Here is a 23,813-nt window from a genome sequence, read left to right as displayed (position 1 = left end):
CTTTCTCTTTTTTTATTTATTATGTATCAAATTCAACATTTCGCTTACTACTTCCTTATCATCGAAATGGATTCGCACTCCTTTTATTTCCTGATAAGTTTCGTGACCTTTTCCAGCCACTAATATGATATCCCCTTTTTGGGCGAAACTGCACGCTAATTTTATAGCCTCCTTTCTATCTGGAAGATTGGTAACCTTTCTCACCTGAGAAACTGGAACTCCTTTTTGCATATCTGCAATGATTGCTTCTGGTTCTTCATGTCGAGGATTATCAGAGGTCAATATCACTCTATCGCTAAATCTACAAGCAATTTCTGCCATCAAAGGTCTTTTTACTGTATCTCTATTTCCTCCACATCCAACTACGGTTAGCACTTGTTCGTTACCTGTTCTAATATTATCAATGGTTTGTAAAACATTTTCCAAAGCATCGGGCGTATGGGCATAATCTACAACAGCAGTGATTCCTGCATTATTTGGTACCTGCTCAAATCTTCCGTTTTTCAGCTCGATTTGAGATAAGTGCATTAATATTTCTTCACTTTCTTCCTCCAGCAAATGTGCAGCTGCATAGCAAGCCAAAAGGTTATAAGCATTGAAATAGCCAATTTGCCTAAACCAAACATCCTTTTGGTCTATATTGAGCTCAAGTCCTTGCAATGAATTACTTAAAACCTTGGCTTTATATGTCGCCATCATTTTTAAGGAATAAGTATATTTTGATGCTTTGCAATTTTGCAACATTACCATCCCCCTTTTATCATCCACATTTACTAAAGCAAAAGCGTCTGAAGGTAAATCATCAAATAATTTCTTCTTGGCTTTTATGTAATTATCAAAGGTTTTGTGATAATCTAAATGCTCATGTGTAATATTGGTAAAAACAGCTCCTGATAGCTTTAAACCAGCCATTCTCTCCTGTTCGATAGCGTGGCTACTTGCTTCCATAAAAACTATATTACAGCCAGAATCCACCATTTTCTTTAAAAGGGAATTCAACTGAATTGCATCTGGAGTAGTATGTGTAGCAGGAATAACTGCATTGTTAATCTGGTTCTGAACCGTGGAAATCATACCCGTATGAAAACCCAAATTCATAAAAAGCTGATGCAACAAACTTACAGTGGTGGTTTTGCCATTTGTACCTGTTACTGCTATCAATTTTAGTTTGCCTGAAGGATGACCGAAGTAATTATCAGCCATAATCCCTAAAGCTTTAGCTGAATTATCAGTTTGTACATAAGTCACTGATGGGTGGATATCCATTGGAATATCCTCACAGACAATGGCAACCGCACCTTGGGTGACAGCTTTAGAAATATATTCATGACCATCTACCTGTGTTCCTTTAATGGCTACAAAGACATCGCCAGCACCCACAATCCTGGAATCAAACTGAATAGCATCAATAGCAATATCAGTAGCACCAGAAACACTGATTAATTTTACTTTGTATAATATGTCTTTTAAGTTCGCCACTAACCAATTTCTAATTTTATTGTACTTCCTTTCAATACTCTTGAGCCTGGGTATTGTGATTGTGAATTCACTCTACCTTTCTCACCTTTTACTACAACATTTAAACCTGTATTTTCCAATAAATAAAGTGCATCTCTTAAAGTCATACCCCTCACATCAGGCACCAATCCTTGTTGATGCTTATTATTCGGTTCCCATTTAATGGAGTTATTATGAATAGAAGCTCTTACCCATTCCAACTCTTGCCCATCTGCATGATTGGAAACCCCTAAATAATTTAACATGGAAGATAAATCTTGTTTATTGCCAGCTTGAACTACAGGAAAAATGCCTTTTTCAGGCTTTTCTTCTAATTCATACTCCTCATGCATATTTAAATCGAGTGCGAATATTTTATCTGCAATTTCTTTAAAAACAGGTGCTGCCACATCAGAGCCATATTGCTGATAACCTTTAGGATTATCCATTACCACTATCGCTGAATATTTGGGATTATCCGCTGGAAAATAACCAGCAAATGAGGTATAATATTGTCGAACATACCGACCATCTATTAAACTTTGGGCAGTTCCTGTTTTACCAGCAATTTTGTATTCGGCATTTTTGATATTAGAAGCTGTTCCATTTTGAACCACGCCTTTCAACATAATTTTTAATTTCTCTAAAGTCTCTTTTGAGCAAATCTGATTATTAATCACAGTGGTTTTAAAAGTTTTTATTTCCGTGTCCGTTCTTTTGATAGATTTTACCAAGAGTGGACGAATCATTTTACCATCATTGGCCACCGCATTAAAAAGCGTAAGAGTATGCAAAGGAGTCAATTCCAAACCATATCCATAAGCCATCCATGGCAAAGTAATACCACTCCATTGACTGATTGGCGGGATGTTGGGCTTCCCTTCTCCTATCATTTGAAAACCAAGCGGTTGAGTTAATCCCATGGTTTTTAGATAATCCAAAAAACGTTGCGGATTTTCACGGAAAGTCTCATCAATTAATTTAGCAATAGCAATATTGGATGATTTTACAAAAGCATCAAGGATTGAAATTGTTCCATATCCACCTGGTTTATGGTCTCTAACTTTATCTTTATAGAACATATATTCGCCATCTCCAGTATCGATTGAATCGGTCAGTTGAATGTTTTTTTCTTCCAAAAGCGCCATATAGGAGGCTAATTTAAAGGTAGAGCCAGGTTCTCTTAAACCTTGGCTTCCTACTGCATAATTATAAACTTCACCATATTTCCCATTTGAGAGCTTTTTCAAATTAGATATAGCTTTAATTTCACCTGTTTTAACTTCCATTACCACTACACATCCCATGTCAGCATCATGGCGAATTAAATGTCGCAAAAGAGCAGATTCTGTTACATCCTGTAAATTGATATCAATTGTAGTTTGAATATCAAAACCATCTTTAGGTCTGATTTCAGAACCATCATTTACCGGTCTCCAGCTGCTTCCTGAAATTTTTTGAAATAATGCTTTACCGTTTGTTCCTGCTAAATATTTATTAAAGCTGTATTCTAGCCCGGCACCGTAATCATTTTCATTCAAAAATCCGATGGTTCTAAATGCCAAATTGGAGAAAGGTCGAAATCTTTTATCAGTTTTAGTGAAAATAACACCACCTGCCAATCTTCCTTCACGGAAAATAGGCCAGCTTTCCATTTCCTTTTTCTTTTGATAACCGATTAATTCATTGGATAGGAAAATATATTGCTTTCCTTTTTGCCTGGCTGAAGTAATTTTTTGTTTATAATAGGTAGAATTCTGCCCAAAACTTTTGGAAAGCATTAAGCTCAAAGAATCAATATTCTCTCTGAATAATTGCTCATCTGCGATGGTAGGGTCAAAAGCTACTTTGTAAAAAGGTAAAGAAGTAGCTAACAAGCTTCCGTTATCAGAATAAATATTCCCACGGGTAGCTTTCACTTCCTGATAACTCATATTAATTTCCTCAGCCATCTTTTGCCACTTATCACCTTCCAACCATTGAATATGAAAAATCTGGTACATAATAGCTCCAGCAAAAATGACAATCGCCAAAAATGCAATTCGTACTCTGAGCAATATGGACTTCTTAATATTCACCTTCTTCTACTATTATTTTAAATGGTGGCTTTTCTGACTCCTTTAATCCTAATTTCTTTACCTTTTTTGCCACTTCCGATTGCTTGGAAGCAAACATATATTCTGATTTTAGTGTAGTATAATCCGCTCGTAAATCCTCTACTTCTTGTTGCAGTTTATCTATCTTTCTAGTAGTTTTATCTGCATAATGAGTGTTGCCAATATAAAAAATACCCATAGCCACAAAGAATAAAACATAAGGCAGATAATGAACAGGCAATCCGCCTTCGGAATTATTACCTCCCAAAGTTTTATCCAGCTTGGAGAAAATACTTCCCGTAGCTGAACTCTTCGCTTTGTTTTTGTCCTTTTGTTTAAAAGTATTCTCGCTCATAACTTTTCAGCTATTCTCAATTTTGCACTTCTAGCCCTATTATTGAATTCCAACTCCTCATCTTCTGCAGTAATAGGCTTTCTATTGATGGCTTTAAAAGGTTTTAAAACATTTCCGTAGAAATCTTTTTCTTCTTCACCATCTAATTTCCCTTTATTAATGTAATTTTTCACCAATCTATCTTCCAGACTGTGGTAGCTCATTACTACTAATCTACCACCTGGCTTAATTATTTCTTCCATTTGCAATAAAGCTTCCTCCAAAGCTTTCAATTCTTCATTCACCTCAATTCTAAGTGCCTGAAAAACCTGTGCATAATATTTATTTTCTCTTCCGCGCTTGGCGAATCTTCCTAATATTTCTTTTAGCTCTCCTATCGTATTGAGAGGGCTAGCCACTCTAGCCGAAACAATAGCAGAAGCTAAAGTTTTCGCATTTCGAACTTCACCATATAGCCCGAAAATTTTATGTAAATCTGCTTCGCTGTATTCATTTAGAACCTGCTTGGCCGTTACTGGGGCATGTTGATCCATTCTCATGTCCAATTCCGCATCAAAACGAGTAGAGAATCCTCTTTCTGCTTTATTAAACTGATGGGATGAAACTCCCAAATCAGCCAAAACCCCATCAACTTGCTTGATACGGTATAATTTTAAATATTTCTTTACATAACGGAAATTAGCTTGCACAAACTCAAACCCCTCGTGATTGATTGCATCTGCATTCACTTCCGCATCTTGGTCCTGATCGAAGCCTAATAATTTTCCGTCTGTGATTTTTTCTAAAATAGCTTTTGAATGACCGCCACCCCCGAAAGTTAAATCCACATAGATGCCATTCGGCTTAATAGCCAATCCGTCCAGACATTGCTGTAACATAACCGGTTCGTGATATTCGCTCATAGGGATTAAGATTCAAAAAGGTGTTTCTCAGCCAAATCAGAAAATTCTTTCTGGTCCTTAATGAGAAAATCATCATATTTTGATGCATCCCATATTTCAACTCGATTTCCCATTCCCACTACTATTGATTCCTTTTCCAATCCGGCAAAAGCCATCATATTTTTAGGAATCAAAATTCTACCTGCACTATCGAGTTCCACGATTGCATTGCCTCTGAAGAAATTACGCTGTAGATTTCTATATTCTGCATTAAATTCATTCAAGCCGGCAATCTTTGAAAAAATCTTTTTGTATTCGAGCATCGGGTATAAAACCAAACAAGGCTCGAACCCTCTGCGCACTACTAATTCATCACCGCTTCCCTCAGGAAGGCTGTTCTTTATCTTGGCAGGCAAGACCATGCGCCCTTTGGCGTCTAGCTTACAATCATATTCACCGGTGAAGAATGCCATGCTTATAGTTTACACAATTTCTTATATGCAAAGCTAAAACAATATGCGACATTTCATACCACTTTCCCCCACTTTTTTACACTTTTCTTCAAAAGATTACACTGTAGCCATTGAAAAGACAAAGAAAACAGGCTCAAAAGCGTTGAATAGAAGTTTTTAATTAGAGCATAACTTCAGAAAATGATGTCATAATAATTTTACAACTAATTGAATATCAATGCCTTATAAATTAACAGCCCTGAAAAACAAAAAATTATAAGTTTTTGATTATCAGATACAAACAAAATATCCGAAAGAAATTGAGCGTGTAATTTTTCAAAATAGAATTTCTGATTTAAACTTCTAAAAAACTAGATTAAAGCCAGAATTTCCGCCTTATGCTGGTCAAATTCTGGAGGTGGGGCAAGGTGGGAGGATTTTTCCATAAAAGATAAATCGCCAGCAAAATTCCTTAGTCCGAAGCTTTTTTCACTTGATTTTAATAACATTTTTTCAGCGTCTTTTCCTTGCATAGCTTCTGAAACTGTCTGCAATTTTCCAGCTGGAACCTGGGCTTTTTTTAGTTTCTGAATTAAGATGGCAGATGGAAATATTTTAGCTTTCTCCATCAATAATTGATTTAAAGCTTTCCTATTTTCTACTCTCAAAATATTGGTTTTGAATCTTTCATCACTAGACATTTCAGCTATTTCCAAAACTTCACAAAGTCTTTGAAATTGAGGATTTGTACCTACTGCTAAAAGGATTTCTTTTTGGTCGGCTGTTTTCAAAACCGTTCCGTAGGGCGCAATATTAGGATGCTCCGCTCCCATTTTTTGTGGATTATGTCCTGCTATCAAATAATTGGTGGCTTGATTGGCTAGTGAAGCAATGGCAGATTCTAATAAGGAAACGGATACTTTAGCACCTTCATTGGTTTTTAAAAAATTGATATAAGCCAACAAAATAGCTTCCTTCAAATGATGGGCAGCCAAAACATCCACTAGCGCTACTGGCATTTTCAATGAATTTCCGTGTGGCTCTCCGTTCATGCTCATGAATCCACTTTCTGCCTGAATAATAGCATCATATCCAACCCGTACATCTTCATCGCCATAACCGGTAATCTGTCCGTAAATAATTTTGGGATTAATTGATTTAAGTGACTGATAATCAACCTTCAATTTCTCGGCATCACCAGCTTTGTAGCTGGCAATTACCACATCAGATTTGGTAATTAATTTATAAAGAATGGATAAATCTTCTTCTTTGCTTATATCCAACCCAATTGATTTTTTTCCACTGTTGGCAGCCGAAAAATAAGCAGAAATTGAGCTTTCAGAATCTTCACTTTTAAGCTTCCATGAGCGGGTAACATCTCCTTTCGTTTTGGGGTTTTCTATTTTGATGACTTCAGCTCCAAGTTCAGCAAAAAATTGGCCTACAGATGGGCCTGCTAAAACATTGGCTAATTCGATTACGCGTAGATTTTTGAAGATTGGAGGCATGCTTAGTTTTTAAAGTCAGGGCTCAATGGCATAAATTTCGCAATCCAAATTTAAAAATGTTTTCTTCCGCTTGCCTCCGACTAGTGGAAAATACTACCGCCTCAGTCGGAAATTAATTTTAAAACACCACTTTTTGCTATTAAAGCAGCTCGATTTATTCAGTGCCAGAGGAACAAGTAACCATCACTAGCGAGACGCTAGCGATAGAATTGCAATTTTGGATTACTTTAAGATAAAGTTAATCATCATTTGCATACTAAATAAATTAAACCTCCTTCAGTTTCCACCTCCCTCTTTTGAACCAGATTATTGAAATGACGGCTAAAAGAGTGAAAGCAAAAACTATCCCTAAATAAACGCCATCTGAGCCTAATCCTAAATTATTTGCCATAAAATAAGCTAATGGAATCTGGAAGACCCAGAAGCTGACAAAATTGATAATAGTTGGAGTTCTTGTGTCTCCAGCGCCATTGAAGGCATGACTTAGTACCATACCATACGCAAAGAAAATATAGCCAAAACAGATATAACGAACGGCTTTTATTGCTTCTTTTTTTACTGCCTCCACATCAGTGAATATCCCTACGATTTCATTTGAAAAAATATAGAAAATCAAGGAAACGGAGAACAGAAAAACAACATTATAACGCGCTGCCAACCACACTGATTTTTCTGCTCTATCGGGAAGTTTAGCGCCCAAATTTTGCCCTACTAAAGTAGCTGCGGCATTACTTATTCCAAAGGAAGGCAGGATAGTAAAAATTATAATTCTGAGTGCAATAGTATAGCCCGCTAATACCTCGCTACCGAAATTGGATATAATCCTAACCAAAAATATCCAGCTAGCGGATTCAATAAGGAACTGTCCAACTCCACCTGAGGCAATTTTCACTATTCTATTAAGTATAGCAAAATCGGGTTTGATATGCTGAAAAGAAACTGTAATGATACCTGTTCCTTTCAACAAATGATAGATTTGATAGGCAACTCCAACACTTCTACCGATAGCTGTTGCAATGGCCGCTCCTGTGACGCCCATAGCCGGAACAGGTCCCCAGCCAAAAATAAAAAGCGGGTCGAGTACCATATTGAGAATATTACTAATCCATAAAGCACGCATCGCTATAGATGCGTTTCCAGCACCACGAAAAATACCGTTAATCAAGAACAGCAACATGATGGTGCCATTACTGGCAAATAAAATTTTAGTGTACCATCGCCCTTCTTGTATTAGTTCTTCTTCTCCACCCATTAAGCGAAGAATATCTTCACCATAAATAAATCCTGCAACGCTTAAAACTAGAGAAACAACTAAGGTTAAAATGATGGCCTGAACAGCTGTATGAGAAGCTTCCTTTTGCTTTTTCTCTCCTATTCTTCTGGCAATCATAGCAGTTGCGGCCATACTTAAACCTATTCCCAAAGAATAAACTATGGTGATTACGGATTCTGTCAGGCCAACAGTTGCCACTGCATTGGTGCTGACTTGAGCGACAAAAAACACATCTACTACCGCAAATAATGATTCCATCACCATTTCCAAAACCATCGGAACTGACAATAGAATAATGGCTCGACTAATTTTAATATTAGTTAAATCTTCATTAGTACCCTTTATAGCATACTGAAGAAATACGACATATTTCCGGATTCTTTGGAGCATTCTTTCATTTTAACGCACAAAAATAATAGAATTATTATTCAAATTTCAATTTGTCTTCCCTATGAGATTAGTTTATTCGTGATAATTTAAATAGTTTTAAAATCTAATGAACTATTGGATACATTATGAACATCAACCTCACTCAACGCTGCTTATTTCTATTGTTCACCCTTTCATCACTATCTCTTAATGCTCAAAATATAATTGGTAAAATCATTGACAAAGAACAAAGACCTGTTCCTTATGCGCATATCGTCTTAGATGGAACAACTATGGGCACCATCTCCAATGATTCAGGATACTTTAAATTAAAGATACCAGAAAATATCAACCGTATTAAAATCACATCAGTCAGCTATAAGCCTCAACTCATTGAAAAATCCTCATTAGGAACTGATGGAATTAATAAAATCACTTTAGAAAATGACCGCATTTCATTAGCTGAAGTTGAAGTAAGTGGAACTTTTGATTCTGCTCGCTATTTTATGGAGCAGGTTATTAAAAAGCTCCGGAAAAATTATCCCTCGAAAAATTACTCTCAACTTGCATTTTACAGAGAGGCAACCGTACAGGATTCAACTTATAAAAGGGCAGTTGAAGCTATCGTTTTGATGAGCGACAGAGAATTTAGGAAAAACTCAAATCTCACTCAATATGAATTAATTCAAATCAGAAAAAGCAAAGAAAACCGCGACCAGAATTTTCGAAATGAGCTTTCGGATTGGCTTTACCAAGACTCCGGACCTTATTATATCAACAAGAAAAACCCTATCAAGCCGATGGGTGGTAAAAATGCAGACTTGACAGAGAAAATACTAAACCCCAGATTATACAAAGAAAGAAAAGAAATGATTACACGTTTTCTTCACAAAGGAATGCTGGAACATTGCCTATTTGAGATCACTAATAAATATAAAACAGAAAATGATGAGCTTATTGAAATTAGTATAGAGCCATTAACCAAACCTGTTTTCGGAAAATGGTTAGGTGCCTACGGAAAATTTATCATTTCCAGAAATGACATGGCGGTTATTTCTCATGAAAGATTTCAGTATGGGAAAGCGGGCACCTTTAGAAACAATTCTATTCGAGACTCTACAAGGGCTTATTATTATATAGAATATAAAAAGCGAAAAGAAGACGGGAAGTATTATACACATTACATTAAGGATATGTCAATGGGAACAAATACAGGTGGTTTGTTGGGTACAGCCAAATCATCTGATTTTTGGAATTCAAAAGGAGAAAAAGGCGGAATTTATTCAGTAAATGAATGGTATGTGATAGAGACGCGGGATTTTGAAAAAATTAACCGCGAGGACCAAATGTATTTGGACGAAGATATTTATTATACCGAGCCGACTAAAAGATATAACATCTCATTTGATGATTTGAATATCATCCAACTGAACCCGATTAACCAAAAAATTAAAAAAGACCTTCAAAGTAATGAGCAGAACAAAGAATTATTTATTAATCCGTAATCTTTTCCTTTTTATATTTTTAGTCATTGTTTTCAGTGCTTGTCGAACTCCCAAAACAAAGTTTGACAAAGATTATCCTGAATATACAGACCAGAAAAATACGAGAGCATATTATCCCGTCACTAAAGATTCTACGACCATGATATTATCAGAAAAATCAACTGATAAAGATTATGGAAGAAGTCCTGAAAAACCCATTTTTGTGGGCGTAACTACGCCTAGAGATATTGGTACCTATCGAATGCGCTTTTTAAACGCATTGGAATTTGAAGACGGCACCCCAATAGAATATAAACGAGTGAGAAGCTGCTGCCCGTTTAAAACCAAAAACAGCAGAACTGTTGGCCCAGAGCAAAAATACGGCTTACTGGACATGTGGATAGTTTATCCCAAAGATGAAATTCAAAAGGCTGATACGCTTTATTTCAATCCTTATGATGAAGGAAATCCGCTGATACCTACTGGCTATCAATCAAGATAAATCAACATATTAAAAAATAGACTTTTTTAATATCAGCAACTTCATTATATCTATCAATTAAATTTATTCATATAATAGACTTATATTTTCATATTGAATAAATAAAAAATAAAAAATTTGCTATTGACTATGTTTTTTTTAATTGAATTTTAATTAATTAGTTAACCAAAATTTAGAGTATTATGAAAAATCAATTAAAAATCTTAATTGGTGCTTTAGTTATTGCTGGAAGCACACTGTTTATTGGAAACACAACCAACGCAAGTTCGGGATATGATGGAATATGTTGTCAAAGAAGTGAAGGAGATTGTGAGCACCCTAACGGAATGACTTTTATAAACGCAAGTTGGAGGCACCACAACATGTACTGGACATAAAAAATTAAGAAAAGCCGATTAATTAATTATTTCCCTATATTTTAACCAAAATCCATGAATAGAAGAGAATACACTACCCGAATAAATTACATCAAAGAATTAATAGGCAAGGGAGCTTTTGACTCCCCAACTATTATGGCCTACAAGTTTAATTGCTCTGAAAAAACAGTTAGAAATATGATCAATGAACTGCGAGATGATGGATTTCAGATCACCTTTTGCAGAAAGAATAAAAGGTATTTTTTAATGGAATAGGTCAGTTCAGGTTCAATCCTATCTGAATAATGCCCTGTCGAAAAAAATCATTACCATATTGTAAACTCCATGGAATAACTCTTAACACACAATTTTCCTTTAAGCGAACATCAACAATCAGTCCTGTATCGAATCCATACCTGAATTCGTTACGGACATTTACCTGATTTAATATAGTTTCCGTTTCAATACCCGCTACCCAAGCTCCAAAGGGTCCGAAAAAAGGAGTTATTCGAAATCTGCCAAATTGTAGAATATCAAAACCTAGTTTAGGACTAACACTTAAAACAGTTGTGTAAGCAGGAAGAAATTCAGAGTCCATTTCACTAAATAAAAATGAAACATTAATTGAATTAATGGACTTGAATTTTGACTTAAAAAATACAACATCATAACTAATACTTAGGTTAGTTCCCCTTGGCGTGTAAAAATAACTTTCCTGCAGTCTACTGTCAGAGTAACCTACTGAAATAAACGTTTTTTGTGCTTCTGACTTGAATGAAAGGAACAAAACAAGGCATAAGCAAATTATTTTTCCCATTTTTTTATTTTTAAGGTTAATTCATCAAAAAACTTAAATCGTAACAATAAGCGTTAAGGTAAGTGCAGATAACTATTAACAACCTATCATCTACTATAAAAGGCTTCATGCCCCCCCAAGCTGTGAAAAAGTCAATATCCTCTGACTCATACTCAACTAAAAGCTTCTGAGATTTTAAATCGTAAACATAAAGCCTACCAGTACCTCTGCTCACAAAAAACAACTTATCATCCAATATCTGAAAGGTTTCAGCATCTCCACCTGCACCTAAAATTTCCCAATTATTCTTTCCGGTTTCCGGGTTAATGGCTACAATCCTATCTACACTACCCCCTACGTTAATACCTAAGAATTGTCCGTCATACTCTTGGAAAACAAAAGTACCTTCACCCCCCTTTCGAAATTCATTTCTATGCCAAATGGTTTCTCCTGTTTTCAAGTCAATTCCGAAGAGTTCATCGCTGGCATTTACTACTGCTACATCATCAAAAATAGCAGGTTTTTCAGTTAAGCCTAAAAATAGAGTATCCCCCACTTGTTTTTTATCATAGACGTATTCACCTTTTGATAAATTATAAAGTGCCACGTAACCAAGTGAACTATTATTATTATATACATCTAAATTTTCCATAAACCCAAAGAGTGAAAATAAATCACCATCCCTACTAAAAATACTAATGGGTGAAATTGAACCATAGAAGTTAGAAAATAGTTGTATCTTGTCTATTGGTGGTGAGGTAATTAATTCTGAGTCACCTGAACCTAGCTGCCCTTTGTAAATGTATGGCTCAGAAACATCTTCATTATTTTTTTCTTCAGCAGAGAAATAAAATTCATCCCCGTGTATTTCTGACTGAAAAGCCTGACTCATATCTCTTGATTTTATCCACTTTTCAGTCCCATTTGCCAAGTCAAAAAGCATAGTGGTGTGCCTATCCTGCAACAACAACAAATTATCTTTTTGATTTAGGCCTCCATCATCACGAAAGGATAAGGTATGCGCTCTATTGGTTTTAAGCCATTTATATTGGACTTCTCCTGTAAAAATGTCAACCCCTAATATGTAGTGACTACTTTCATTTTTTGAACCTGGCAAAATCACAGTATTTTTATACCTGTGCGGGATTAAATTCCCCCAAAGATAATCATCATCAGAAACATCAATTTTCCATTGATATTGTTTCATATCAATTACAACATCATCCTCATTTCGGATGATGTTGTGATTAATAACTTCCTCTGCTTCATTACAACATGCAAAAAATACAAAGCCAGTAAAAAGCATACAAATTTTATTCATTCTCATTTTATTCATTCTCATCTTGAAGCTGTTCTAAAAAAGCTACCATTGTTGTTTGTTTCAAAAGATACTCTAAGAAGCTCCCGTGTCGCTGCGTGATAAGGCATCTCTAAATGATTTGCACCTCGTAACTCCCTGCTTAATCCACTATATGCTGAGGCAATGGCTTCTTGAGAACTTCTTTTAATCAATCCATCGCCAGGCCCATTCACCCATCGAGTTCCGGTTGCTGTTTTTGTGAGCCAGCGACAATTACTTTCACAATCATTGTTATAATCAGTAAGACACGTTCCATCAGGCATTGGTTGTAATTTAAGAGGCTGAAGCCCACCTGCATCGCATACATAATCTTGGTATGAATAAGTATATGTTTCTATATATCTAGCACCAGTTAAATTATTCCAAGCAATTTCCCAGCCCCTTCGTATATAATCTGCGCCCGCATTCCAAGCTTCTTTTTCTCGTCTTTTTCTGTCCCGGCAACTGTCCCAGCAAAGAGGAGTCCCACCTGTATTAATTCCATCTGCAGTGGCCTTGTAAGAGTTTCCAACTTCATTATATGCAGTTAATAAAAGAGCTACAAAATTTTGATCTTCCGTTATCAAAATGTTTAGTTTTGATCAGCCTTATACAAACGTACTTGTTGTCACGGAAAATAAAATTCCGCGAAAAAAAATTGTTTATAATAAAGGATTCTACCAACTTTAGTCAATGAAAAATGTATTGATCCTACTATCTTTAATTCCGATCTTTATCAGCTGTACTACAGAACACACTTCCTACGAAAACATAGATTGGCAAGGCCACCGAGGAGCCAGAGGAGTTTATCCTGAAAATACCTGGGCCGCTTTTCAATATGCCATAGACCAAAACATGACGACCTTGGAAATGGATGTAGTCATTACCAAAGATGAAGAAGTAGTGCTCTCTCATGAGCCATTCTTAAATCATAAAATTTGCCTGGACTCTGCCGGAAACCCAATATCTGAAGCGGAAGAAAAAAACTGGAATATCTATCAAATGACTTACAATGAATTACAAAAATTTGATTGTGGTAGTATTCCAAATCCTGATTTCCCACATCAAAAACCTGTCAGTTCTCCAAAGCCACTTCTTTACGATATCATCAAAAAAACAATTGCCTATTGTGAAAAAGAAGGAAAAGAGCTTCCTCATATGAATGTGGAAATAAAATATGAAGATGGCATGCAGAATGTATACCATCCAGACATCAGAAAATTCAATAATTTAGTTTTCAAGGTACTATTTATGGAATACCCAAAAGATAAATGGAACATCCAATCTTTTGATTTTGATGTACTCAAACACTTCCATAAAACCTATCCTAAAGTTCCTTTAGCTGCACTGGTATACGAAAGCGGAGCCTGGGAAAAGCAATTTGAAGAATTAGGTTTCATACCGGAAATTTATAGCCCGTACCATCATTTAGTGGATAAAAAAATGGTGACTGCCCTACATGAAAAAGGTGTAAAAATCATCCCTTGGACAGTAAATGAAGAAAAGGATGCTTCAAGACTGCTGAAAATAGGCGTTGATGGCATCATTACAGATTATCCAGATTTAGCCGACAAATTCCGCAATAATCCTTAATTTTGCCATCTCAATTTAAGAATTAGAAGTTATTGAATTCAAACTACTAATTCGTAATTACTAATCATTAATTAACTATTATGTCCAACAAAAAATATGATATCTACGGAATAGGAAATGCCCTTGTGGATATTATCACCGAAGTTTCTGAAGAATTCGTACTTGAAAATAAAGTAGAAAAAGGTGTAATGACCTTAGTGGAAGAAGAGCGTCAGGCAGAATTGCTCAACTCCATGAAAATTACCGAAGAAAATATGCAAGGCGGAGGCTCTGCTGCCAATACATTAGTGGCAGCAAGCCAGTTAGGTGCTAAAAGTTTTTATTCTTGCAAAGTAGCAAAAGATATAGAAGGCGCTTTCTTCTTAAATGATTTGAAAGCGAATGGTATTGATACTGTTTTGACCCCGGAAACTGCACCAACTGGCACTACTGGAAAAGTATTGGTCATGACTACTCCTGATGCAGAGCGCACCATGAATACCTATTTGGGTATTACTGCTGATTTTTCTGAAAAGGAAATTCATGAATATGCACTTAAAGATTCAAAATATTTGTATTTGGAAGGCTACTTAGTGACTTCAGAGAGCGGATTAGCTGCTATGAAAAAAGCTAAGAAAATAGCGGAGGATAATGGCGTTAAAACAGCCTTAACTTTTTCCGACCCATCTATGGTAAAATACTTCAAAGAGCAAATGGAATCTGTTGTAGGTGCTAGCGTAGATTTGTTATTCTGCAACGAAGAAGAAGCGGCTTTATTTACAGGAAAAAAAGATATCGAGGGCATTAAGGAAGGATTAAAGAAAGTAGCCAAAAGATTTGCGATAACGCAAGGAAAAAATGGAGCCCTAATTTATGATGGAGATACTTTTATAGATATTGAGCCTTATCCAGTTAAGGCTGTAGATACCAATGGAGCAGGAGATATGTTCGCCGGTGCGTTTTTATTTGCTATCACAAATGGACACAGTTACGCTGATGCAGGAAAATTAGCTTCTTTGGCTAGTTCAAAAATCGTAACGCAATTTGGTCCAAGATTAACCTGGCCGGATGCGAAAGAAATATTGAATAAGTGGAAAAGTAATTAATTAGTAATTGAGGGCATTAATTAAGTGGGATTTGAATTAATCTTGATCCTTAATTCTTGACTCTTCATTCTTAAAAAAAGCCTTTGAAAAAAAAAAATTCAGAGGCTTTTTTGGTTTAATTCTCGCTGCTGCGAAATGAGCCACATCTGGTGTAATAATTATTTAATGGTACTTAGAAAACTAATTAAACAAACCATTATATCTCCTATCATCCTCTCTTTAAACCACCACAAAAATTTAACATAATTTCTAAATATCGATGTAATATTTGTATTACATTTGCAGATAATTTATAAATATAGTTCAAATTAAAAACAACCAACTTATGATGAAAAGACTTATAATCGGGTCTTTGTGTTTGTTGATGTCTTTTGGCTCAATAGCGCAAAAAAAAGAAATCGAATTTACTGAATTCGATTTAGATAACGGAATGCATGTAATATTGCATCAAGATAATTCTACTCCAATAGTGGTAGTTTCAGTAATGTACCATGTAGGCTCAAAAAATGAAAATCCTGAACGTACAGGTTTCGCTCACTTTTTCGAGCATTTATTATTCGAAGGTTCTAAAAATATTGAAAGAGGCCAGTTTGATAAATACATCACCAATGCAGGTGGGGTTAACAATGCCAATACTTCAAGTGACAGAACTTATTACTACGAACTTCTTCCATCTAATCAACTGAAATTAGGATTATGGTTAGAATCTGAAAGATTAATGCATGCTCAAATTCAGGAAATAGGAGTTGAAACGCAGCGTGAAGTAGTGAAAGAAGAAAAAAGACAAAGATATGACAACCAGCCTTATGGAACTATCTTACCAGAAATCATGAAAAGAGCTTATACAGTGCATCCATATAGATGGACTCCAATTGGCTCTTTAGATCATTTAAATGCAGCATCTCTGGATGAGTTTGTTGAGTTTTATGAGACATTTTATGTTCCAGAAAATGCTACTTTGTCAATCGCTGGAGACATCGAAATCGAGGAAGCTAAAAAATTAGTAAAAGATTATTTCGGTCCAATCCCAAGAGGGGGCAAAGAAATTCCAAGACCAGATATCGTAGAGCCGAAACAAACAGAAGAAGTTAGAGATACCATATACGATAACATTCAATTACCTGCTGTTATTCAAGCTTATCATATGCCAGCACAAGGGACAGAAGATGCTTATGCATTAGAAATGTTAAGTACAGCACTTTCAGGTGGGCAATCAGCTAGAATGTATAAATCATTGGTAGATGAACAACAAAAAGCACTACAAGTAGCTGCAATTCCATTTTCTACTGAAGATCCAGGTCTTTATTTACTTTTCGGATTACCAACAATTGGTGGCGATTTAAAAGAATTAGAAGCTGCAATGGATGCCGAAATCAAAAAAGTTCAAGAGGAATTAATTTCTGACAGAGAATTTGAGAAAATCAGAAATCAAAAAGAGAATGACTTCATTTTAAGCAATAGCCAAATGGCTGGAATAGCAGAAAGCTTAGCTAATTATCATGTTTATTATGGTGATGCTAATCTAATCAATGAAGAAATCGACAGATTCATGAAAGTGACCAAAGAAGATATGAAGCGAGTAGCCAATAAATATCTTACTAAAGAGAATAGAGTGGTATTATATTATTTACCAAAATCTCAACAAAACCAATAAGTCGTTTCACTTTATAAATGAAAAATAATGATTAAAAAGATATATATAAGTTTCGTTTTCGCCTTAGCTGCAAGTGTTGCATTCGCACAGGTTGATAGGACTACCGCTCCAGAGCCTGGCCCTGCCAAAGAAATAAACATAGGTGAGCCTACAACTTTCACATTAAAAAATGGATTGAAAGTTTTCGTAGTAGAAAATCATAAATTACCACGAGTTGCATTTTCATTAACTTTTGATCGTGACCCAATCTTAGAAGAAGATAAAGCGGGTTATGTAAATATGGCTGGACAAATGCTAATGAAAGGCACTGAAAACCGTACAAAAGCAGAATTAGATGCAGATATTGATTTCATAGGAGCCAATATCAGCACTTATTCAACGGGAATGTATGCCACTTCATTAACAAAACATCAGGATAAATTGATGGAATTGATGAAGGATGTATTATTTAACCCAGCATTCCCTGAGGATGAACTAGAAAAATTGAAAAAACAAACCTTATCTGGTTTAGCAGCTTCTAAAGACGATCCTAATGCTATTGCTTCGAATGTAAGAGGTAAATTAGTGTATGGTGATGAACATCCATATAGTGAATTTGAAACAGAAGCAACAGTAGAAAATATTACTTTAGAGCAAATCAAAGAATATTATAATACGTACTTCAGACCTAATATTGGGTATTTAGCTATAGTTGGTGATATCACTCCAAAAGAAGCTAAAAAATTAATTAAGAAAAATTTTAGCGATTGGGAATCTGCTGAAATTCCTTCAGCTGAATACAAAATGCCAACTCCTCCAGAAGAAACTTTTGTTGCTTTGGTGGATAGAGAAGCTTCGGTTCAGTCAATCGTAAATGTTACTTACCCAGTAAGTCTTCCAATTGGAGGTGATGATGTAATCACGGCTAGAGTATTAAATCAGATTTTGGGTGGTGGATTTTCTTCCAGATTAATGCAAAATTTGAGAGAAGACAAAGCCTTTACTTATGGTGCAAGATCTTCTTTAAGCTCAGATGAACTAGTGGGAAGCTTTACTGCAAGTGCAAGCGTAAGAAATGAAGTAACGGATAGTGCTGTATATGAATTTATGGCTGAATTGAAGAAAATAAATGAAGAAGGTGTGACTCAAAGTGAATTAGATGCTGCAAAAGCATCTATAGCAGGTGGTTTTGCTCGCTCTTTAGAGAGCCCTCAAACGGTTGCTTCTTTTGCCATCAACACCGCACGCTATGATTTACCAGAAGATTACTATGCAAATTATTTAAAAAGTTTGGAAGCCGTAACATTAGAAGATGTAAAAGCTGCTGCTAAAAAATATATTTTGCCAAATCGTGCTAATATTTTGATAGTAGGAAAAGGTGCTGATATAGCTGATAAATTGGACCAATTCGGGGAAGTAAAATATTTTGACCGAAAAGGAAATGAATATGATCCTAATGATAAAAGCGCTTTACCAGCTGATTTAACAGCAGAAAAAGTGTTGGATAAATACTTTGAAGCTTTAGGTGGAATAGAAAAAATTAAATCCGTAAAGTCAATCAGAACCGTTTATAACGCTAGTGTTCAAGGACAGAAATTAACTATTATCGAAGTTAAAAATAACACTAACTTCAAACAAGAAGTGGCAATGGGCCCTATGGTGATGAGCAAAACATTGGTAAAGGGAGATGATGTGAAAGTGTTCTCACAAGGCAATGAAGTTCCATTACCAGAAGCAGCTAAAGCAGGATTAAAATTTGGTTCAAAGATTTTCCCGGAATTACATTACGATGAAATGGGTGTGAAACTTGAACTAAAAAATGTAGAAGATATTAATGGCAAGCCAGCTTATGGAGTTTCCGTTACGATGCCTTCAGGACAAACCACCACTTCATACTTTGATGTTGAATCAGGATTTAAAGTGAAGTCTGCCTCCGCTCAAGGTTCAGAAGAAATTAAAAGTTATAAAGAAGTTGATGGTATTATGATTCCTGAGTTAAGAGTTATTTCTCAAGGATTCCAAATGAATGCTGATTTAGAATCCGCTGAAGTTAATATTGAAGTTAAAGAAGATACATTTAACTAATAAACGATCAAATTCTTAATTAAGGCCTGAAAGAAATCAAATTCTTTCGGGCTTTTTTATATCGTTCCAATATTAAAGGATGGACCATTTACTGACCATTAGCTTAAAAACTATTAAGCAAGAAAATAAGCTACCCATTGAGTAGCTCTCAATCAAAAAATACTGACTTGAACAGATCTAATCTCTAATTAATTTAAGGATCTTATTAATTAAATGAAGGTTTCTAATTTCTGGGAATGGTAAGAATTGTTCGAAAAAGCTGTAATAGAAGAAGCTAACAATCTAGGATTAACTTTTTCAATGGGATGTTGGCAATTTGGAAAAATTTGTAGTTCACCATCAACTGAAGCTCTGAAAAAATTCACCGTTTCATTTAAGCTCACCATATTATCTCGGTCACCCAATCCAAAGCGGATAGGCTGAGCAATAGTTGAAATATTATCTATAGATATTATCGGATTAATCCCTAAATCAATCATCATTTCTGCAGTCTGTACGCACAAATTACTCCAGTTTTTTCCGTGAAGCGACTTTAAATGTTGCTCAAATTGAGGTACTTTCTCCTTGATTCTATCAGGATTCAACATTTCAGTTTCTTTCGCAGCCTGTTGTGGATTCCAGTCTAGCTTTGTGCCTAAAGTCATAATATTATCAAAAAAGTCAGCTCTTTTCAATGCCAGCGATAGCGCAACATATCCGCCCATACTGAATCCAAAAACTGTTGCAGATTGAATATGCTCCTTGCATAAAATATTTTCCAAATCATCTACCAAATCTTGCATGCTGAAGGAACCATTAGCTTCAGTTCTACTTCCATGCCATTTTAAATCAGGCATAATCAAATTAAATTGATCAGAAAGATAAGGGGTAAGCTTTTCAAAAGATTTCGAACTGCCTAAGGCGCCATGCAGAAGAATTAAGTTCTTTTTATTCATCTTTACTATACTTTATTATAAATTCTTGTTCCTATTTTTAATTACGTAGAAGCTACATTGTTTGGATTACAAAAATCCAGCCAAACGATAAGCTCCATATCCCATCCATTCTTTAAATAAAATATTCCACTTCATTAAAGCCTCCTGAGAGGGCAAAAACATGGAAGGACTTATCAAGTCATCATTCGTATGAAAAACTGTGGGATATGGTTGAACTTTAAACCCAGCCTTTTCAAAACAGCCCACTGCTCTTGGCATGTGGGATGCACTCGTAATAAGAAGAATTTCATTTTGGATCTCAATAAAATCAGATGCAATACGCGCACTCTCCACTGTATTCCGAGATTTATCTTCTACAACCACCTTTTCCATCGGAAATTGTATAGATTTCAAATAAGTCGAAAGAACCTTTGCTTCCTGCAAATCTTTTCTCAGGGCGGTCGCTCCTCCACCCGAAATGTATAGAGTATCAATTATACCTTGCTGATGGAGCATAATAGCTTGCAGAATTCTATCTGCATTTTGATTAAAATACACTCTATCCTTCGGTTCTTTCAGCGTATTTGTCATACCGGTGAGTAAAACACCATAAGTATATGTTTTGTTTTTAATTACCTGAAGATTTGCAGGCTCTGATTGCCAGGCTTTTAAAAAAGAATTAGCTAAAAAATCATTTGTGAAAATGGTAAATAAAGTAAAGCCTAAAACAGCTAAATATTTACGATATTTCCATTTGCGGAATATAAAGAATGCAAGCCAGGCTAACCCAATTAAAGTAGCAGGCATTAGCAAATAGCTAATGGTTTTGGAAAGGATAAAAAACATGTGTTAGGAGGATAGATGTGAGAGCTTTTCCAACGTTTGAAACGTTGGAAAAGCGTAAAGGCATGCTATTGATATATCTGCTTAAACTGATTCTTTTTTACGGTACAATTAATCCACCCCTCATCCAAATCTGCTCCGATATTCTTGTAAAAGTTGATAGATGGTTCGTTCCAATCTAATACTTGCCAGGTGCAAAGTCTGCAATCTTGCTCATCAGCTTCCTGCAAAATTGCATTTAATAATTTTCTTCCATAACCTTTACCTCTTTCGGATTCAGTCACAATTAAATCCTCCAGATAAAGTACTTTACCATTCCATGTGGAATATCGGAAATAATATAAAGCAATGCCTACAATTTCCTTTTCAGTTTCCGCTACAAATAATCCATAGGCAGGATTATCACCGAAGCCATCTTTTATTAACTCGTCAGCATCTATCACGACAGCATCTGGCTCACGCTCATAAACAGCCAATTCTTGGATTAATGCTAAAGTGCGAGGTATGTCTTGTTTAGTTGCTTTTCTAATCGTTACGTTCATTCCGCAAAATTAACTCAAAGCGTTTTATTCAACAAAAATTTAGGAATAATAAATACCTTTTTAAGCAATCAGTTGTTTAACTAATTGCTTGAGATTCAATTCTTCCGCTTTAATCAGTTTCACAGCTAGTGCCTAAATATACTTATAAATTAATAACTGTATGTCATGGTTTCATAATAGGCTTAGCTTATAGCTCCTGTTCATGATTCATTTGAATCACTTTTTCTTGTAAAATAATCATCGGTAAAATCATATTTATATTTTCTTTAATTGATTGCAACTAAAATTCAGGTTTTGAAAATAGATATGCAGTTTAAAGCCTCAATCAACCATGCCCACGAATATAGCTTGAATACCCTCTTCACAAATTTGATTTTCGCTTTACAGCTTAAATAAAATACATTTTTTATAAAAACCTTACATCACATACTAACGTTGTAATTTTTACAACCTTAAAAAAATAATAATTATGGCCAAAATAGAAATAGAAAAAAAAACGCCTAAATGGCCATGGATAATTTTAGTCTTAGTGGTCATTTCCGTTCTGATTTACATATTTGCTTTTAATGATGATGATGAATCTGATGATATGCAAAATCAAACAACTGAAGAATCTACAGGGAACAGGCAAGAATCCTTGAATAATTCAACTGTTATCACCTATGTAAGTTTTATGGAAGACCATTCTGACGACATGGGAATTGATCATGAGTTTACCAATGAAGCTCTTTTGAAACTAACGAACGCTACCAATGCGATGGCTGATGAAATGAGCTATGATATCAAAAAGGATATAGATAGAGCAAAAACGCTATTGGAGAAAATTACTCAGGAACCTTTCGAAACTAGCCATGCCAATTCTATAAAAGAAGCAGCTGGTGTTTTGTCCCAATCTTTACAAAACATTCAACAGAATGCTTTTCCAGATTTAACAGGTGAAGCCGATGAAGTAAAAATGGCTGTAGCAGGTATTGAAACCGATGAGCTTACTTTAGATCAAAAAGAAAACGTCAAAAATTTCTTCCGAAAGTCTGCTGATTTGCTAGAAAAAATGAATAATAACTCACCACAAAATTAGAACCATGTCAGATAACGATAAAAACCTTTTTTACCTGGATGACCTTTCCAAATATAAGGTAGCCTCAGATTATAGTGACATCAGAGGATGGGAAGTAAAAGATACCGATAAGCGTACGATTGGAAAAATTGATGGCTTATTGGCAAACAAAGAAAAAAAGCGAGTGGTCTATCTGGACATCGAAGTAGACGAATCTCTGATAGAAGAAGGACATGAGGTGTATAATGAATCTGCAGGAAGCGGCACTCATGAATTTGTTAATAAAGAAGGAGAAAACCATCTAATCATTCCTATAGGATTAGTGAAACTGGACGAGGAAAATAAAACAGTGCTCACTGATGAAATCAATCACAGTACTTTTGCCAAAACCAGAAGATTTAGCAAAGGTGCAGATTTGAATCGTAAATATGAGATAACAGTTTTTGGACAGTATTTCCCAGACAAATCAGTTGATGAATCTCATCAACAAGGTGATGAATTTTATAACCGAGAGGAATTTAAAAAATCCGATACTAAAAATTAGACTTACAGGTAATTCAAAGAGGAAATGAGTTGTTCATTTCCTTATTTTTGACTTTGTATACTATACGTTCTTCTCGAAATAAATGTATATGGCTTTAAATTGTATGCCTTCATGACAGACTACGATCTCATAAATAATATTGGGAAGAGTTTTTATTTGATTAGTTCTTCTAGCTTCTGTATCACAATTTCTTTACGATCACCAACAGTAAATGGGTTAAGGTGACATTCTATAATTTCATTCCTTGATTCATGGTTTAGCATTTCTATACTCATTTCTTTCAAAAATAGTTTTACATCCTCTTCTGCATTTCGAATATCTTGTACTATTTCCAAATTATTGTCTAAAATATAAATAATATCCTCGAAATCGTGACTGGTTCTGGGGTCATTACCTCTGTTTTTAAATGCTTCCCATTTCGTAGCTAAAAATAGACTTACGGGTAAAATTTTGATTTCCACATTACCAATTAGTCAGCCCTTAAAAACCCCATAATATATCCCTTTTAATGGTAAAAAATTTTGATAACAGATGAAACAGCTTTGATACATCTTTTGTAAATAGAGCCAAAGAGATGATTTCCATATGTTCATCATCCTTTTGAAGTTA

The 23,813-nt window shown here is 35.2% G+C and carries 22 protein-coding genes; 8 read left to right on the top strand and 14 right to left on the bottom strand.

The window, feature by feature from the left end; all coding sequences use genetic code 11:
* Nucleotides 1–12: 12 nt before the first annotated feature.
* The 7 genes from VFM92_RS11280 to VFM92_RS11250 form a co-directional block, all read right to left on the bottom strand.
* Complete coding sequence (locus VFM92_RS11280) at nucleotides 13–1,479, bottom strand: UDP-N-acetylmuramoyl-L-alanyl-D-glutamate--2,6-diaminopimelate ligase (RefSeq protein ID WP_325122329.1); 1,467 nt, start codon at nucleotides 1,477–1,479, stop codon at nucleotides 13–15.
* Nucleotides 1,479–3,575, bottom strand: coding sequence for a penicillin-binding protein (locus VFM92_RS11275; protein ID WP_325122328.1), 2,097 nt, complete (start codon nucleotides 3,573–3,575; stop codon nucleotides 1,479–1,481). The genes VFM92_RS11280 and VFM92_RS11275 overlap by 1 nt, the downstream gene beginning before the upstream one ends.
* The gene (locus VFM92_RS11270) at nucleotides 3,565–3,948 is read right to left on the bottom strand and encodes an FtsL-like putative cell division protein (protein WP_325122327.1); all 384 of its coding nucleotides are present in this window, start codon (nucleotides 3,946–3,948) and stop codon (nucleotides 3,565–3,567) included. The genes VFM92_RS11275 and VFM92_RS11270 overlap by 11 nt, the downstream gene beginning before the upstream one ends.
* Nucleotides 3,945–4,850, bottom strand: a complete 906-nt coding sequence (gene rsmH / locus VFM92_RS11265) for a 16S rRNA (cytosine(1402)-N(4))-methyltransferase RsmH (protein WP_325122326.1) — start codon at nucleotides 4,848–4,850, stop codon at nucleotides 3,945–3,947. The genes VFM92_RS11270 and rsmH overlap by 4 nt, the downstream gene beginning before the upstream one ends.
* 5 nt (nucleotides 4,851–4,855) lie before the next feature.
* Nucleotides 4,856–5,302 (bottom strand): division/cell wall cluster transcriptional repressor MraZ, encoded by a 447-nt coding sequence (gene mraZ / locus VFM92_RS11260; RefSeq protein ID WP_325122325.1) that lies wholly within the window; start codon nucleotides 5,300–5,302, stop codon nucleotides 4,856–4,858.
* 350 nt (nucleotides 5,303–5,652) lie between these two features.
* Nucleotides 5,653–6,789 carry a CoA transferase gene (locus tag VFM92_RS11255; protein WP_325122324.1) on the bottom strand — a complete coding sequence of 379 codons (1,137 nt, stop codon included), beginning with the start codon at nucleotides 6,787–6,789 and terminating at the stop codon, nucleotides 5,653–5,655.
* Between the two features lie 265 nt (nucleotides 6,790–7,054).
* The gene (locus tag VFM92_RS11250; protein WP_325122323.1) at nucleotides 7,055–8,452 is read right to left on the bottom strand and encodes an MATE family efflux transporter; all 1,398 of its coding nucleotides are present in this window, start codon (nucleotides 8,450–8,452) and stop codon (nucleotides 7,055–7,057) included.
* 125 nt (nucleotides 8,453–8,577) lie between these two features.
* On the opposite strand from VFM92_RS11250, the gene VFM92_RS11245 reads away from it, so the two are divergent.
* Nucleotides 8,578–9,936: a carboxypeptidase-like regulatory domain-containing protein gene (locus VFM92_RS11245; RefSeq protein ID WP_325122322.1), complete on the top strand. Its 1,359-nt coding sequence runs from the start codon at nucleotides 8,578–8,580 to the stop codon at nucleotides 9,934–9,936.
* Nucleotides 9,902–10,417, top strand: a complete 516-nt coding sequence (locus VFM92_RS11240) for a hypothetical protein (protein ID WP_325122321.1) — start codon at nucleotides 9,902–9,904, stop codon at nucleotides 10,415–10,417. The genes VFM92_RS11245 and VFM92_RS11240 overlap by 35 nt, the downstream gene beginning before the upstream one ends.
* Before the next feature lie 633 nt (nucleotides 10,418–11,050).
* On the opposite strand, the gene VFM92_RS11235 is transcribed toward VFM92_RS11240, so the two are convergent.
* Genes VFM92_RS11235 through VFM92_RS11225 form a run of 3 tightly spaced genes read right to left on the bottom strand, consistent with a single transcriptional unit; the run spans nucleotide 11,051 to nucleotide 13,495 of the window.
* A complete protein-coding gene (locus VFM92_RS11235; RefSeq protein ID WP_325122320.1) occupies nucleotides 11,051–11,590 on the bottom strand; it encodes a hypothetical protein in 540 nt (179 codons plus the stop codon).
* A 16-nt stretch (nucleotides 11,591–11,606) separates the two neighbouring features.
* Nucleotides 11,607–12,890 (bottom strand): PQQ-binding-like beta-propeller repeat protein, encoded by a 1,284-nt coding sequence (locus tag VFM92_RS11230; protein WP_325122319.1) that lies wholly within the window; start codon nucleotides 12,888–12,890, stop codon nucleotides 11,607–11,609.
* A gap of 17 nt (nucleotides 12,891–12,907) precedes the next feature.
* On the bottom strand, nucleotides 12,908–13,495 hold the full coding sequence (locus tag VFM92_RS11225; RefSeq protein ID WP_325122318.1) for a hypothetical protein: 588 nt from the start codon (nucleotides 13,493–13,495) through the stop codon (nucleotides 12,908–12,910).
* A gap of 106 nt (nucleotides 13,496–13,601) precedes the next feature.
* Between VFM92_RS11225 and VFM92_RS11220 the strand changes: the two genes are divergently transcribed.
* The 4 genes from VFM92_RS11220 (at nucleotide 13,602) to VFM92_RS11205 (ending at nucleotide 19,304) form a co-directional block, all read left to right on the top strand.
* A complete protein-coding gene (locus VFM92_RS11220) occupies nucleotides 13,602–14,501 on the top strand; it encodes a glycerophosphodiester phosphodiesterase family protein (protein WP_325122317.1) in 900 nt (299 codons plus the stop codon).
* An 80-nt stretch (nucleotides 14,502–14,581) separates the two neighbouring features.
* Entirely contained in the window at nucleotides 14,582–15,586 is a 1,005-nt protein-coding gene (locus tag VFM92_RS11215; protein ID WP_325122316.1) for an adenosine kinase, read from the top strand.
* Between the two features lie 325 nt (nucleotides 15,587–15,911).
* On the top strand, nucleotides 15,912–17,240 hold the full coding sequence (locus VFM92_RS11210) for a pitrilysin family protein (RefSeq protein ID WP_325122315.1): 1,329 nt from the start codon (nucleotides 15,912–15,914) through the stop codon (nucleotides 17,238–17,240).
* 27 nt (nucleotides 17,241–17,267) lie between these two features.
* Complete coding sequence (locus VFM92_RS11205; RefSeq protein ID WP_325122314.1) at nucleotides 17,268–19,304, top strand: pitrilysin family protein; 2,037 nt, start codon at nucleotides 17,268–17,270, stop codon at nucleotides 19,302–19,304.
* A gap of 209 nt (nucleotides 19,305–19,513) precedes the next feature.
* On the opposite strand, the gene VFM92_RS11200 is transcribed toward VFM92_RS11205, so the two are convergent.
* The 3 genes from VFM92_RS11200 to VFM92_RS11190 all read right to left on the bottom strand — a co-directional run bounded on the left by VFM92_RS11200 (nucleotide 19,514) and on the right by VFM92_RS11190 (nucleotide 21,603).
* A complete protein-coding gene (locus VFM92_RS11200; RefSeq protein WP_325122313.1) occupies nucleotides 19,514–20,239 on the bottom strand; it encodes an alpha/beta fold hydrolase in 726 nt (241 codons plus the stop codon).
* Between the two features lie 66 nt (nucleotides 20,240–20,305).
* Complete coding sequence (locus VFM92_RS11195) at nucleotides 20,306–21,064, bottom strand: YdcF family protein (protein WP_325122312.1); 759 nt, start codon at nucleotides 21,062–21,064, stop codon at nucleotides 20,306–20,308.
* 65 nt (nucleotides 21,065–21,129) lie between these two features.
* A complete protein-coding gene (locus VFM92_RS11190) occupies nucleotides 21,130–21,603 on the bottom strand; it encodes a GNAT family N-acetyltransferase (RefSeq protein ID WP_325122311.1) in 474 nt (157 codons plus the stop codon).
* Nucleotides 21,604–22,072: 469 nt separating this feature from the next.
* Between VFM92_RS11190 and VFM92_RS11185 the strand changes: the two genes are divergently transcribed.
* Both VFM92_RS11185 and VFM92_RS11180 read left to right on the top strand, forming a co-directional pair.
* On the top strand, nucleotides 22,073–22,681 hold the full coding sequence (locus VFM92_RS11185; protein WP_325122310.1) for a hypothetical protein: 609 nt from the start codon (nucleotides 22,073–22,075) through the stop codon (nucleotides 22,679–22,681).
* A 4-nt stretch (nucleotides 22,682–22,685) separates the two neighbouring features.
* Nucleotides 22,686–23,204 carry a hypothetical protein gene (locus VFM92_RS11180; RefSeq protein WP_325122309.1) on the top strand — a complete coding sequence of 173 codons (519 nt, stop codon included), beginning with the start codon at nucleotides 22,686–22,688 and terminating at the stop codon, nucleotides 23,202–23,204.
* A 152-nt stretch (nucleotides 23,205–23,356) separates the two neighbouring features.
* On the opposite strand, the gene VFM92_RS11175 is transcribed toward VFM92_RS11180, so the two are convergent.
* Nucleotides 23,357–23,665, bottom strand: a complete 309-nt coding sequence (locus VFM92_RS11175) for a hypothetical protein (protein WP_325122308.1) — start codon at nucleotides 23,663–23,665, stop codon at nucleotides 23,357–23,359.
* Nucleotides 23,666–23,813: the final 148 nt, after the last annotated feature.

It is taken from the genome of Marivirga sp. (genome assembly GCF_035704835.1).
GTDB lineage: Bacteria > Bacteroidota > Bacteroidia > Cytophagales > Cyclobacteriaceae > Marivirga.
This window is presented reverse-complemented; position numbering and strand designations above follow the sequence as displayed.